10 protein-coding genes are annotated in these 14,441 nt (G+C 61.6%); 2 read left to right on the top strand and 8 right to left on the bottom strand.

Annotated elements, in window-relative coordinates; all coding sequences use genetic code 11:
- Positions 1 to 30: 30 nt before the first annotated feature.
- From ACQKPC_RS15105 to ACQKPC_RS15090, 4 genes are all read right to left on the bottom strand, one after another.
- Positions 31 to 1,272 carry a thiolase family protein gene (locus ACQKPC_RS15105; RefSeq protein WP_427625341.1) on the bottom strand — a complete coding sequence of 414 codons (1,242 nt, stop codon included), beginning with the start codon at positions 1,270 to 1,272 and terminating at the stop codon, positions 31 to 33.
- Positions 1,269 to 3,152, bottom strand: coding sequence for a feruloyl-CoA synthase (locus tag ACQKPC_RS15100; RefSeq protein WP_427625339.1), 1,884 nt, complete (start codon positions 3,150 to 3,152; stop codon positions 1,269 to 1,271). The genes ACQKPC_RS15105 and ACQKPC_RS15100 overlap by 4 nt, the downstream gene beginning before the upstream one ends.
- 156 nt (positions 3,153 to 3,308) lie before the next feature.
- Entirely contained in the window at positions 3,309 to 4,757 is a 1,449-nt protein-coding gene (locus ACQKPC_RS15095) for an aldehyde dehydrogenase (protein ID WP_427625337.1), read from the bottom strand.
- Between the two features lie 128 nt (positions 4,758 to 4,885).
- Positions 4,886 to 5,716: a p-hydroxycinnamoyl CoA hydratase/lyase gene (locus tag ACQKPC_RS15090; RefSeq protein WP_007895816.1), complete on the bottom strand. Its 831-nt coding sequence runs from the start codon at positions 5,714 to 5,716 to the stop codon at positions 4,886 to 4,888.
- A 212-nt stretch (positions 5,717 to 5,928) separates the two neighbouring features.
- Between ACQKPC_RS15090 and ACQKPC_RS15085 the strand changes: the two genes are divergently transcribed.
- Complete coding sequence (locus tag ACQKPC_RS15085; RefSeq protein ID WP_063340120.1) at positions 5,929 to 6,417, top strand: MarR family winged helix-turn-helix transcriptional regulator; 489 nt, start codon at positions 5,929 to 5,931, stop codon at positions 6,415 to 6,417.
- Positions 6,418 to 6,476: 59 nt separating this feature from the next.
- Here the strand turns inward: ACQKPC_RS15085 and ACQKPC_RS15080 are convergent, their stop codons facing one another.
- The gene (locus ACQKPC_RS15080) at positions 6,477 to 7,787 is read right to left on the bottom strand and encodes an OprD family porin (protein WP_427625336.1); all 1,311 of its coding nucleotides are present in this window, start codon (positions 7,785 to 7,787) and stop codon (positions 6,477 to 6,479) included.
- 335 nt (positions 7,788 to 8,122) lie between these two features.
- Between ACQKPC_RS15080 and mhpT the strand changes: the two genes are divergently transcribed.
- A complete protein-coding gene (gene mhpT / locus ACQKPC_RS15075; protein WP_427625335.1) occupies positions 8,123 to 9,340 on the top strand; it encodes a 3-(3-hydroxy-phenyl)propionate transporter MhpT in 1,218 nt (405 codons plus the stop codon).
- Between the two features lie 75 nt (positions 9,341 to 9,415).
- On the opposite strand, the gene ACQKPC_RS15070 is transcribed toward mhpT, so the two are convergent.
- From ACQKPC_RS15070 to ACQKPC_RS15060, 3 genes are all read right to left on the bottom strand, one after another.
- Positions 9,416 to 11,839, bottom strand: coding sequence for an efflux RND transporter permease subunit (locus ACQKPC_RS15070; protein ID WP_427625334.1), 2,424 nt, complete (start codon positions 11,837 to 11,839; stop codon positions 9,416 to 9,418).
- A gap of 52 nt (positions 11,840 to 11,891) precedes the next feature.
- On the bottom strand, positions 11,892 to 12,995 hold the full coding sequence (locus ACQKPC_RS15065; RefSeq protein ID WP_427625333.1) for a WD40/YVTN/BNR-like repeat-containing protein: 1,104 nt from the start codon (positions 12,993 to 12,995) through the stop codon (positions 11,892 to 11,894).
- Positions 12,996 to 13,064: 69 nt separating this feature from the next.
- Positions 13,065 to 14,426: a DUF1329 domain-containing protein gene (locus ACQKPC_RS15060; protein WP_427625331.1), complete on the bottom strand. Its 1,362-nt coding sequence runs from the start codon at positions 14,424 to 14,426 to the stop codon at positions 13,065 to 13,067.
- Between the last annotated feature and the right edge of the window lie 15 nt (positions 14,427 to 14,441).

Here is a 14,441-nt window from a genome sequence, read left to right as displayed (position 1 = left end):
TGACTGCAGCAAAGACCTCGGGGTTCTGCTTCAGCCTTGATACGCCGGGTTTTCGATCAGCAGAGCCATGCCCTGCCCGCCACCGACACACGCGGCCGCAATGCCATAACGTAGATTGCCCTCGCGCAATTGCCTGGCCAGGGTCAGCACCAGGCGCAAACCCGTGGCGGCCAAGGGATGCCCCAAAGCAATCGAGCCGCCCCGCCGGTTGAGCCGATCACCGTCCAGTTCAAGCGCCTGGGCCACAGCCAATACCTGAGCGGCCTGGGCCTCATTGATTTCCAGCAAGCCGATTTCACCAAGGGTCAGCCCACTGCGTTGCAGCAGCAACTGGATGGCTGGCGCCGGCCCTATCCCCATGAATTCCGGTGCCACGCCCACCACGGCACTGGCCAGCAAATGGGCCAACGCCGGACGCCGGGCCGCAGACGCTCGCCCCACCAGCGCGGCCGCCGCGCCATCGACCACCGCGCAACTGTTGCCAGCCGTTTGCACACCGCCGGCATGCACCGCCCGCAACCGGCCCAAGGCGTCCAGATCGGTGGGTCGCGGATGACTGTCGCGAGTCACGCGGTCTACGCCCCGTGGCAACTGGATACTCCGTGGCTGATAGCCAGTCAGTTCAAAGCGCTCATTGCCGAGCGCCACCAGCTCCGGTTCAAACCAGCCATCGGCCTGGGCCTGCTGCGCCAATTGATGGCTGTCGAGGGCGTAACGATCCACCTCTTCGCGGCTCAGGCCGTGCCGCCGGGCCAGGTTGTCGGCGGTGGTGATCATGTCTACGCCCGGGGCCGGGTCGTAGAGGGCTTCCCAGAGAAAGTCCTTGAATTCCACGCCCGCACCGAGCCGGAAACCGCTGCGGTGGGTATAGGCGGCAATCGGGTTGCGCGACATGGATTCAGCCGCCACGCACAGGGCTAACTGCACGCCGTCATCCAGCTGCCTGGCGGCCTGCCGCAAGAGTTCGAAACCAGTGGCGCAGATGCGCTGCACACCCAGTGCCGGAGTCTCTTGCGGCACGCCACTGTAAAGGCCGATATGCCGAGGCAGCAGGTAAGCATCGAAACTGGCCTGAGCCATGGAGCCGGCCAACACACTATCGACCAAAGATGGATCGATAGCGGCGCGGGCCAGCACCTCGCGCCCGACCTTGATCCCCAGGTCGATCGGCGAAACCTGGGCCAAGGCCCCGCCGAGATCGACCCAAGGCGTGCGCAGTGCTTCGAAAATGGCCACATCGCCAAAGCTCGAATACTGCCCCACTCCACTCATGGCAGAGGTCCGGCACGCAAGATGGAAGGTTCTTCGCCGCGATACAGCGCCTCGACCTTGTCGGCGCGCCACTGCAACACCGCGCGCTGGTTGATCGAGCCCTTGTCGGTGATTTCACCGCGGTCGATGGAGGCGGGTTCGTCGAGCAGTGCAATCCATTCCAGGCGGCTGGCATTGCCGGTGGCGTCGCGGTTGAGCCTTTGCAGCCAATCGCCGAACCAATCTCGCACCGGCGCGCTGGCCAGGACTTCGGCATCGCTGGCGTGCGCACTCAAACCGGCCAGACGTCGGCATTCGTAAAGACGGGGAAAGACCAGCGCACCCAGGCACTCACGGTCCGGCGCGGCCACCACCAAGTCCTGAACATAGGGTGAACCTTCGAGCACTGCGCGATTGCGCAACGGGCCGACGCTGACAAACACGCCGGAGCTCAGCTTGAAGTCCTCGGCGATGCGCCCGTCAAACATCAACCCCAGTTGCGGATCGCGGGCGTCGGCCAGTTTCAACGCGTCGCCGGAACAGTAAAAGCCCTGCTCGTCGAACACTTCAGCGGTCTGCTGCGGCGCACGCCAGTAACCCGGCATGATGTGCGGCCCGCGAAAACGCCCCTCCAGCTTGCCGTCCACCGGCACCAGCCGCACTTCGCAACCGGGTGCCGGCAGGCCGATGTAGCCGGCCATGGACAATGGCCCGGTGGTGAACGTGCAGGACGGTGCCGCCTCAGTCATGCCGAGCCCGGCCATCATACGAATGCGTTCGCCACAATGCAGTTCGGCAACCCGGTCCAGGCGATCCCAAACGCGTTGGGACAAACCGGCGGCGGCGAAAAAGAACAGTTTCATGCGCGAGAAGAAACATTCACGCAACTCGCCGTCCTGCTCCAGCGCGTTGACCAGTTCTTCCCAGCCTTTAGGCACGGTGAGGTACGCGGTGGGCGATATTTCCTTGAGGTTGCGCAGTGTTTCAGCAAAACCCTGGACGGTCGGCTTGCCGTCGTCCAGATAAAAAGTGCCGCCGTTGTACAGCACGATCCCGACGTTATGGCTGCCGCCGAAGGTGTGATTCCACGGCAGCCAGTCCACCAGCACCGGAGGTTCTTCGCCGAACACCGGGAAGGTCTGCAACAGCATCTGCTGGTTGGCACAGAGCATGCGCTGGGTGGTGATCACTGCCTTGGGCAACTTGGTGGAGCCTGAGGTAAACAGGAACTTGGCGATGCTGTCCGGCCCGGTAGCCGCAAAAGCATAATCGGCCTCGGCACTGCCGGGTTGTTCCAGCAGGCTGGCAAAGCTCGCCTGATTGCGGCCAGGAATTTGACCGCGCACGGTGATCAGCGGCGTTTCGGCCGGCAGCACCGCATCGATCGCCCGCTGATAGGCCGCAGCGTCGCTGACGAACACCAGGCCCGGTTGCAGCAGATTGCAGACATGCCGCAGCTTGGCGAAATCCTGGGACAACAGCGAATAGGCAGGAGAAACCGGGCAATAAGGAATCCCGGCATACATCGCGCCCAAGGCAATCTGTAAATGCTCGACGTCGTTGCCCGAGAAGATCGCCAGCGGTCGTTCGGCCGAAAGCCCATAACTGAGCAGGCGTTGGGCAATGGCGCGGACGCTGGTCAGCATCTCGGCGTAACTCACCCGGCGCCAGTCGCCGCCGTTCTGGCGAGCAGCGATAAAGGTCTGTTGCGGGCGCACATGGGCCCAATGCACCAGGCGATCCAGCAAACGTGCAGGCAACTTGGCCAAGGGTTCCAGGGAGCGCATATGCAGGATGCCCTGCTCTTCGCTGACCTCGACCGCAGGATTGCCGATGGACACCTGGCGATAGCGCGGTGCGTTGGCTTCGATCTGGCGTGTCGATCTGAATTCGGAACTCACGTGCTTGCTCTCCATCAAGGCACGCCACCGGCTCGCAGAAATGCGTTCAACCGGGGCATGGCAGCCAGTGGCTGCAGCCTCTTTATTGTTATGTCTGCCTGCACACGGGCAACGATTGCTCTCAAGCGTTCGCTTGCCCGACGGTACGGCGGATGCTCAGATCGGGTAGTGCCGCGGGCCGTTCTGCAAGGTCACCCAGCGTAACTGGGTGAAATGCTCGATGGACGCCTTGCCGCCAAAACTGCCATAGCCGCTGGACTTGACCCCGCCGAAGGGCATCTGCGCCTCGTCGTGCACGGTCGGGCCGTTGATATGGCAGATGCCCGACTCGACCCGCTGAGCCAGGGCCAGAGCACGGCCAGTGTCGCGGCTGAAGATCGCCGCCGACAGACCGAACTCGGAATCGTTGGCCAGGCGCAGCAGTGCTTCCTCGCCCTCGCCACGCAACACCACCGCCACCGGGCCGAAGGACTCTTCACGGTACAGGCGCATGGCATCGGTGACGCCGTCGAGCAAGGTCGGCTGCAGAATACTGCCCGCAAGCTGGCCACCCGTGACCAAAGTTGCTCCCTTGTCGAGGGCATCGTCGATCAACAATTTGATGCGTTCACCGGCGCTGCTGTCCACCAGTGAACCGAGCACCGAACCTTCGGCGTTGGGGTTGCCGGCGGGCAAGGTGGCGATCTTCGCCGCGAGTTTGGCGACAAAGGCATCGGCCACTTTGGCATCGACGATCAGGCGCTCGGTGGACATGCAAATCTGCCCCTGATTAAAGAAGGCGCCAAAGGCTGCAGCCTCCACCGCTGCATCCAGGTCGGCATCCTCCAACACCAGGAACGGCGCCTTGCCTCCCAGTTCCAGCAACGCCGGTTTGAGATGACGCGCCGACAATTCACCGACGATGCGCCCGACATGAGTCGAGCCGGTGAAGTTGACCCGACGCACCGCCGGGTTGGCGATCAGCCGCTCGACAATCGCCGCGGCATCCTGGGGCGCGTTGCTGATGACGTTGACCACGCCATCACCGAGGCCTGCGTCCTGCAACACCTGGCCGATCAGCCGGTGCACCGCCGGGCTCAGTTCCGACGCCTTGAGCACCACGGTGTTGCCGCAGGCCAACGGCATGGCGATGGCGCGGGTGGCGAGGATCACCGGAGCGTTCCACGGCGCGATGCCCAGCACCACGCCGCAGGGTTGCCGCAAGGCCATGGCGAAGCTGCCGGGCACATCGGAGGGAATGACTTCGCCGGTGATCTGGGTGGTCATGCACGCCGCTTCACGCAGCATGTTCGACGCCAGGTGCACATTGAAACCGTACCAGTTGGCCATGGCGCCGGTCTCGCCGGCCGCTGCGATGAATTCCGCGCTGCGGGCCTGCAACTGCTCGGCCGCACGCAACAACCGGGTGCGTCGTTCATTAGGGGCCAGGGCCGCCCAAGCGGGGAATGCCGCTTTGGCCGCGGCGACCGCAGCATCGGCATCTTCCAGAGTGGCGGCGGCAACCCGCGACACGACTTCGCCGGTCACCGGATTACGCCGTTCGAAGGTTCGTCCGTCTCGGGCGGGGCACGACTGGCCGCCAATCAGCAGGGGCACGTCCAGCATGGTGATTCCTCTTTATTGTCTTTATCGGGAATACGTTCGAGGGGCTCACAGTAGCGCCTGGGCGCCGGGGCGAACAGCTGGCAGACGCTCGATCGCCCGGCCAGCTCGCCCTGATTCAATGCCGGGTTTCAGCGTTTGTAAGCCTGCAGACCGGGCTTGATGCTCTTGTCGTCGAGGAACTGCTTCATGCCCTGCTCGCGGCCACCTTCGGTGTCTAGCAGGCGCGACTGATCGAGCTTGGCGTAGAGGTAATCTTCGTTCTGCTCCCAGGTCAGTTCACGGCAACGCTTGAAGCCGTGCTTGGCCGCCCGCAGCACCACCGGGTTTTTCTCCAGCAGGTTACGCGCCAGCTCGATCGTCACTTCACGCAGTTGCGCCAGGGGTACGCTCTCGTTGACCAGGCCCATCTCGGCGGCTTTCTGCCCGCCAAAGGTCTTGCCGGTCATGATGTAGTACAGCGACTGGCGATGGCCCACGGTGTCGGCCATGGCCTTGCTCACCAGGTTGCCTGGCGGGATGCCCCAGTTGATTTCCGACAGGCCGAAGGTCGCTTCATCGGCGCAGATTGCCAAGTCGCAGGCCACCAACGGGCTGAAACCGCCACCGAAGCACCAACCGTTAACCATGGCGATGGTTGGCTTGGCATACATACGCAGCAGTTTCCATTGCCATTGAGAGGCTTCGCGACGAATTTTTTCCTGAAGGATTTCCGGGCCAGCGTCCACTTCGCGGAAGTATTCCTTGAGGTCCATGCCTGCAGTCCAGGCTTCACCCGCACCGGTCAACACCAGCACGCCGGCGTCTGGATCCTGCTCCAGGGTTTCCAGAACGTCGATCATCTCGCGGTTCAGTGTCGGGCTCATGGCGTTGCGTTTTTCCGGGCGGTTGAGGATGACCCAGGCGATGCCCTCCTCGATCTCGACCTTGACGGTTGTCCAGCGACCTTCGTAATTGCTCATGGCGTTGCTCTCTTGTTCTTGGCTTGACGATGGGTAAAAACTAAACTCCAATATTAGTTATGTCAATTAACTATTAATGAAATTAACCGAATATTTTTTGTCTCGAAAACAGGCGCAACGCCTAGAGATCTGAAAGAGGTCATGGCTATCCCCGGCCAACCTCGGCAAACTAGATAGTCTTCTTAACCGCCAGCCTGAGGATTCACCCTGCAATGGCCAAGTCTTCCAAGATTGCCGCCGCCCCCGAGGCCCCTGCCGACAGCGCCGAAACCCAGGCGCCGCTGGATTCCGCCCTGGACGATCTGATCGGTTACGCCATGCGCCGGGCGCAGCTGAAACTGTTCCAGAACCTCATTGGCCGACTCTCGGCCCATGACTTGCGACCGGCGCAGTTCTCGGCCCTGGCGATCATCGACCAGAATCCCGGGCTGATGCAGGCCGATCTGGCCAAGGCTTTGACCATCGAGCCACCGCAAGTGGTGCCGCTGCTGAACAAACTGGAAAGCCGGGCACTGGCGGTGCGGGTGCGCTGCAAACCGGACAAGCGCTCCTATGGGATTTTCCTCAGCAAGACCGGCGAGGCCCTGCTCAAGGAGCTGAAACTGATCGCGGCCGAGAGCGACATGGATGCAACGTCCAACCTCGACAGCCAGGAACGCGAAGAACTGCTCAGGCTGCTGAAGAAGGTCTATCAGGCCTGAAACGCCAACGCCGGCGCGTTCCTGGGGGGAACGGCCGGCCTCGTGGCAGGTAAAACGACTTACCAGATCGGTACGGTGTAGAGCACCAGAAAGCGGGTCTGGTTTTCATCGCGAAATGCCGCGCCGGCGGGGAAGTCATTGCGATAGATCGACTTGCGCGCCATCAGCCCGACGTTCTTCAGCGGGCCACTCTGGATGACATACCCCAGCTCCATCTGGAATTCTCGCTCCTTACGGTCGTCGGCATTCAGTGCCGTCAGCTCGATATGGTCACCGCGCACATAACGTAGCCGGCTCTTCAGCCCGGGCACCCCGGCGGCGGCAAAGTCATAGTCGTACATCGCCTGCCAGGTCCGCTCCTTGGCATTGAGGAAGTCCGAACTCATGGTCAGCTCACTCATGCCCATCAACTCGGTGCCCGACACATAAGGCGTCGCGGTGTCGCCACTGGCATGCATATAACCCAGGCTCAGGCGATGACCGCCGAAGCGATAGCCGAACAGCGCCGACAAGTTGCGGTTGTCCACCTTGCCGGCCTTGGCGCTGCCATCTTCGTCGCTGAAAAAACTGCGCAGATCGGTGGTCAGCGTGCCCTCGCCCACTTGCAGATTGTGCAGCAAGGCCAGGGTGTTCTGCTGGTACAGGTCCGCCACTTCGGCGTGATAGGCACGCAGACTGAGGTCCTTGTTCACCTGATAATCGCCGCCGACATAGGCCATGTGCGATGAAGTGGCCGCGCCGTTGAAACGCCGGTTCGGCGAGGCGATGCTCATCGGCTGGTAGTCCGTGGAATCACGCTTGTTGATGCGATCGATGTAGCCAGTGTTGAGGGTCAGCCCGTCGATGTCCTTGGAACTGAGGGTGGTGCCGCGAAAAGTCTGCGGCAGTAGTCGCGACGGGCTGGCGAAAGCGAACGGCAGGAAGATCGACACATCACCGGTCTTCACCATGGTCTGGGCAAAGCGCATCTTGGCGGTCATGGCCAAGCGCGAATATTCGTCCGCCGCGCGCTTGTCGCTGCTGGACACCGGCAGCAACTCGGTGCCGCTGCGGTCCGGCGACGAGTCCAGCTTCACCCCCATCAGCCCGCGGGCATCCAGGCCGAAGCCGACAGTCCCGGGGGTAAAGCCCGACTCCACATTCATGATGAAACCCTGAGCCCATTCCCTGGTCGCGGTTTTCGCCCCGTCATCCTTGTAGTCCCGATCCAGGTAGTAATTGCGCAAGGTCAAGGTGCCGTGGCTGTCGTCAATAAAGCCTTCGGCCAGCGCCGGGGTGGCAATCACACTCAAGCCCAACAGGACCAGGCAAGGTGCGCGAACAGGTAAGGCTGAAGTCGCCGCAAGGGCGTTCCAAGGGAGCGTTGGCATGTTCGATGTCCACTTATTGTTGTTGTTTTTTGAACGGGATCGCTAGGGTTGCCCCAGGAATCTCAGGCCAGAGAATGGAAAGAGCTGAGGGTGGCGTCAATCCACAATGACCGATAAACGAACATTAATATTATTATCTATTTTTTAGATCCATCTTCGCCAATACGCCATAACATTGATTTAAATGGAATTAATGACATTTTCCAGCGAATACCCTTGACCGTTCATTTTTTAGTTATCTTTGTTAATCTTAATTCCAGCCTATCGTCGCTTGAGGCGAGCAGGCTCGCGTTCATCCGTCAGCACACCCACAAAAACAATAAATGAGGTTCGCCATGGACACCCCATCACGTCGTACGACGCTGACCATCGCCCTGTGTTTTATCGTTGCACTGATTGAAGGCTTCGACCTGCAAGCTGCCGGCACTGCCGCCGCGGGCCTGCGTCAAACCTTTGCCCTGGACCCGAAAATGATGGGCTGGGTGTTCAGTGCCGGCATCATTGGCTTGCTACCGGGCGCCTTCTTCGGCGGCTGGATTGCCGATCGCATCGGTCGCAAGAAAATCCTCATCGGCGCCGTGCTGCTGTTCGGCGTGTTCTCGCTCAGCACTGCCTACGTCAGCACTTTCTCCAGCCTGCTGTTGGCGCGCTTCATGACCGGCCTGGGCCTGGGCGCCGCCCTGCCCAACCTGATCGCCCTGTGCGCCGAAGCCGTGGGTGAACAACGCCGTGGTACCGCCATCAGCATCATGTATGCCGGCGTGCCGTTGGGTGGAGCACTGGCGGCGGTGGTCGCCATGCTGTTCACCGATCATTGGCAGGCGACCTTCATCATCGGCGGTCTCGCACCGTTGCTGGTGGTGCCGCTGATGATCCTGTTGCTGCCCGAGTCCAGCGCCTTTCGCCAGCAGCAAGGGACTGTCAATGTGGCGCGCGCTTCAACCGGCCAGGCACTGTTCGGCGAAGGCCGGGCTCGCGTCACCCTGGCGTTGTGGCTGAGCTACTTCTTCACCCTGACCGTGATGTACATGTTGCTCAACTGGCTGCCGTCACTGCTGCTGGAACAGGGTTTCAGCAAACCCCAGGCGGGCCTGGTGCAGATGCTGTTCAATATCGGCGGCGCCCTCGGCTCCCTGCTCGGCGGGGTGCTGCTGGATCGCTGTAACGGCATCAAGGTGGTGCTGTTTGTCTATACCGGATTGCTGGTGGCGCTGGCCGGGGTCGGCCTGTCGGTGGGCATTGTCCCAATGGGCATCGCCGGGTTTGCCGCAGGGTTGTTTGTGATGGCTGCGCAACTGGTGCTTTACGCCCTGGCACCGCCGTCGTACCCAACCTCGGTGCGTGCCACCGGCGTCGGCGCGGCAGTGGCCATCGGGCGCCTGGGATCAGTCGCCGGGCCCTTGGCCGCTGGGCAGATTCTGGCGGCCGGGGCCGGCACCACCGGCGTATTGCTGGCGACCTCCCCCGGGTTGGTGATTGCAGCACTGACCATCATCAGCGTGATTGCCCGTTCGGCCCCACTGGCTGTATCGATGGAAAAGGCCAAGGCCTGATTCCCGTCAGTTAAAACGCGAGACCTGTGGGAGCGAGCAAGCCTGCTCCCACAGGGTCCGGCGTGCCGAGCCCCTTCAGCTCTCCTTGACCCACTCCACAAGCACGCTCGCCTCAGGCTTTTTTGCGAAGACCTTCTGCGGCAGCAGTAGCCAGGCCAGTGCCGGCAGCAGGATCAAGGCACCGAGCATGTTCACCAGGAACATGAAGGCCAGCAGGATGCCCATGTCGGCCTGGAATTTGATCGGCGAGAAGGCCCAGGTCGATACCGCGACCGCCAGTGTCATGCCGGTCAGCAATACCACTTTGCCGGTGAACAAGAGTGCTTGGTAATAGGCCTGGGCCAGGGTGTCACCGGCACGCATCCGAGCCAGGATCACGCTCAATACATAGAGCGCATAGTCGATGCCGATGCCCACGCCAAGCGCGATGACCGGCAGTGTCGCGACTTTCACCCCCATTCCCAGACCCACCATCAGCGCCTCGCAAAGAATCGAGGTGAGCATCAGCGGCAGCATCGCGCAAAGGGTTGCACGCCAGCTACGGAAGGTCAGCAGGCAAAGCAGGCTGACCGCGCCATAGACCCAGAACAGCATCTCGTGCATGGATTTTTTCACCACGATATTGGTCGCGGCTTCGATACCGGCGCTGCCGGCGGCCAGCATGAATTTGACCTCTGGCACCTGATGCGCAGCGATGAAGGCTTCGCTCGCCTCCACCACCCGATTCAGGGTATCGGCCTTGTGATCGGACAGGTAAACGTACAGCGACAGCATCGAACAGCCCTGATTGAACAGCTCCCGCGGTGCACGGGTCTGCACCGCACCCAGCGCGCCGTCATTGGGGATCAGCTCATACCACTTGAAGTTACCTTCGTTGTAACCGGCCGTGGCGATCTTGCTCATCGCCGCCATTGAAGTGGTCGACTCCACGCCAGGCAACTGCTCCAGTTGCCAGGCCAACGCGTCCACCGCAGACAGGCTGGCATAGCGCGTGCACTGATCTTCCGGCGTCTTGATCATGATCACGAAAATATCGGAACTGGCCGCATAGTTTTGGGTCATGAACAGCGCGTCGCGGTTGTAGCGCGAGTCGGCGCGCAACTCCGGGGCGCCAGGATCGAGATCGCCGATTTTCAGGTTCAGGCTCACGGCAAAACCGAATGCTGCCAGCAGCAGGCCGCCCAGCATGGCGCCAATGGCCCAGCGCCGCTGGGTGAACAAATCGAGCACACGCCACAACGGATGCTTGATCTGTGCTTGCAGCTCGGCGGTTTCCGAACTCAGGCTGCGTTGCGCCGCTGCCGGGCTGACACCGATATAGCTGAGCAGGATCGGCAGCAGAATCAGGTTGGTGAAAATCAGCACCGCCACGCCGAGGCTGGCGGTGATCGCCAGGTCCTGAATCACCCGGATGTTGATCAGCAGCAATACGGCGAAGCCCACCGCATCGCAGAGCAAAGCGGTCATCCCGGCGGCAAACAGTCGGCGAAAGGTATAACGCGCGGCCACTACCCGGTGGGTGCCACGACCGACGTCCTGCATGATGCCGTTCATCTTCTGCGCGCCATGGCTCATGCCGATGGCAAACACCAGAAACGGCACCAGCGCCGAGTACGGGTCCAGCTCGTACCCAAGTAGCGCGAGCAGGCCCATCTGCCAGAGCACGGCCACCAGCGAACAGGTCACCACCACCAGGGTGCTGCGTGCGCAACGGGTGTAACCGTAAAGCACAACCACGGTCACCAACACAGCCATCACGAAGAACAACAAGACCTGGGTCAGCCCCTCGATCAGGTCGCCGACGATCTTGGTAAAACCTGTGATGTGGATGCGCAGTTCATCGGTCTGGTACTTGTCCCGCAGCGCCTCCAGCTGTCGGGAAAACTCGCCGTAGTCCAGGGCTTTGCCGGTCTGCGGACTGATTTCCAGCAGCGGCACGAAGATCACGCTGGACTTGAAGTTACCGGCGACCAATTGGCCGACCTCACCGGAACGGGCGACGTTGGTCCGCACCTGCTCGATGCTGGTCGCCGAGCCATCGTAATCGTCGGGGATCACGGTGCCGCCATCGAGCCCCTCTTCGGTCACGGAGGTCCAGCGGGTGGTCGGGGTCCATAACGACTTCATATAGGGACGATCGACACCCGGCAGCAGATAAAGCTCGTCGTTGAGCCTGGCCAGGGTGTCGAGGTAATCCTTGGTGAAGATGCTGCCCTGCTTGACCTCCACGGCGATCCGCAACGAGTTGCCCAGACCGCTCAACTCGCTGCGATTCTCCAGGAAGTTGGCGACATAGGGGTGCCCCGTAGGGATGGTCTTCTCATAACTGGCGTTGATACCGATGCGCGTGGCTTGCCAACCGAGCACCAGCGTCACCAGCAGACACAGCAGGATCACCAGCGGCCGATGGTTGAAGATCATTCGCTCGGCGAAGTTGCCCGACGCCTGGTCGAAGTCTTCCAGGCGGCCGATCACGGTTTGGGTTTTGTCGTCTTTCAAGTCTGACTCCTGTTGCACGGGCCATGGCCCGATAGCGCTACACCGTGAAGTTTCAAGGTTTGGCGGAGGCCCGTGGATCCTGATCAGTGGCCACGCCACTCAAACCGACGCTGGCCAGACTGCCGTCGGCTGTCTGTTGCACGGCAGCGACCGTCCCGCCGCTGCGACTCTGGCGCTTGTCGAAGCTGCGACCCTGGTCATGGCTGAACAACAGTTCACCGCTCTGACTGGCCAACAGCAGGCTGCCGTCACGCAACTCGATGGCTGTCGCCAGTGTTGATTCGATGCCGGTGTCGAGGCGTCGCCAACTGCTGCCACGGTCCTCGGACCACCAGGCGTTGCCGCGCAATCCATAGGCGATCAACGCTCCGCCGCGGGTGCCGAGCAGACCGAAAAAGCTGCCTTCATAAGGTGATTTCAGAGGCTGGAACGAATGCCCGGCATCGGTCGAACGCAACAACAGACCGCGCTCTCCTACCAGCAGCAGGTCGTTACCCGAAGCGCGAATGCCATACAGATTCAGGCCCTGCGGATTGTCCACATGCTGCATCCACGGTCGCCAGTTTCGCCCGCCGTCGTCGGTGCGATAGATCTGGTTGTAGGCGCCAACGATGTAGCCATGCAGGCGGTCACTGAAGTACAGGTCGAGAAACGGTTTATCCGGCCCGTCATCCAGCATCTGCCGTGCCTGCGCAAGGTTGCTGGCGCCGCCCGGCTGATGGGCATCGCGCTCCGCAGCCTGCACCGCCAGCGCGGCGGCACGCTCACCGTCGAGTTGCTTGTGCCAGGTTTCACCACCGTCCTCGGTGTGCAACACCACGCCCAGATGACCGACCGCCCAGCCCTGCTCGGCATCGACAAATTGCACCGCGGTCAGGCTGACGCTGACCGGCACACGGGCCTGGCGCCAAGTCATTCCAGAGTCATCCGAGAGCAGCACGATGCCGCGCTCGCCTACCGCCACCAGACGCTCGCCAGCCCGGGCCAACCCAAGCAATACCGCGCGCGCGGCCTTGGCGGTCGGCAGTGCCGGCTGCTGTAGAACAGCAAACGTCGCGGCCTGCGCAACCATGGACGTGCTCGCCAACAGACACAACGCCAGCGCGCAGGCACTCCATCGCAGACCGAAACTTGCAAAGATTTTTTCAACGTTCATGTCTTTATCCCGCCTGGAAAATCGCCAGCGACCGCGACGAGCTTTTCACTCGTCACGGCGCTCCATGGTTCAACGCATGTTTTCGTTGGCCATGGCATCCGGTGTGTAAAAGGAAGCCGAAGGTTTTGCGATCGTCTGGTACTGGACCGCCAGATCGTTGCTCGAAGAGTTAAGGAAGTAGGCGCCGGTATCGAGGTTGTAGCTGCCCCACATGACCTGCGCAGTGAGCGCCGGCAGGTCCGGTGCCAACAGCGTCAGCGAATACATCTGCCGACCCAGTTTGCCCTGAGCGTCATACCCGTCGACCATCAGGATCTGCCAGGAGTCCTCGTCGACGTAGTAGGTCCTATGCGGCACCACATGGCGCTTGCCGGATTTGAGCGTGGCCTCGACCACCCAGACCCGATGCTTCTCCCAGCGCACCAGATCAGGATTGAGGAAGTTCTGTTTGACCAGGTCGTCGCTCTTGGCCAGGCCGGCGCGGTTATTGTTGTAGGGAACGATCAGTTCTTTCTTGCCCGCAAGCTTGAGATCGTAGCGGTCGGTAGGCCCGAACAGCATGAACGCTTCGTCAAACAGACCGACGCCAGAGGTGACGAAGTCCGGGGTATCGTAGGCGATGTTCGGCGCTCGGCGTACCCGGCGCTGGCCGACCAGATACTGCCAGGCCGCACGGTTGGCCGGGTCCATGTCCCAATGGGTCATCAGGCCTTCGCCGGCCTTGGATGACGGCAGTTCGGTCAGCAGCTTGCCAATCTGGTACTTGCCGGCAAAATTTTCCAGGCTGCCGCTTTCCGAGTAGTAGGGAAACTGATAGCTGAACAGGGCTCGGGTCGCCTGGACCTTCTTGCCACCGGCGGTCATCAGCCAGGTATCAAAAGGTGCGCTGATGGTCTCGCCGCCCTGCCAGGACAACCGGTAGTTCCACAGAACCTGCGCGCCGTTGTCCGGGATCGGGAACGGGATACCGCCATAGGCGCTGCTGACTTTCTCGGTGTCCACATCCAGCGTGGCACGGGTGGCATTCTTGCCGGTGTTGTCATACACCCATTGCGGGGCCGCTGCCGAGCGATGGGTCGGATATACGTCCAGGCGATAGTCCGGGTATTTCTTCAGCAGGAGCTTGGTGCCTTCGGCCAATCCGCTGGCGTACTGCTCCATGTTCGAGGCCTTGATTGAATACAGCGGTTTCTCGCTGGCGAATGGATCGGGACGTTTGTCACCCGGTTTGTAGCCCGGCGCGACCTTCGTGTAGCCGCCATCCCAGGCCGGGATGCTGCCATCGGCGTTGCCGGCCCGCTCACCGCCAAGGGGCGTCAGTTCAGACTTCAAACGTGCAGCCTGTTCAGGCGACACCGCTGCCTGCGCCAGGCTGATGCCAGCCAGGGCCAGGGTAAGGACGCAAGTGTTCAGGAAAGCGTTGTTCTGCATGGCGAATCCACCTTA

It is taken from the genome of Pseudomonas sp. NPDC089918, from assembly GCF_050280605.1.
In the GTDB taxonomy this organism is placed as follows: domain Bacteria; phylum Pseudomonadota; class Gammaproteobacteria; order Pseudomonadales; family Pseudomonadaceae; genus Aquipseudomonas.
Note: the sequence above shows the minus strand (reverse complement) of the source record. Positions and strands in the feature narration are given on the sequence as shown.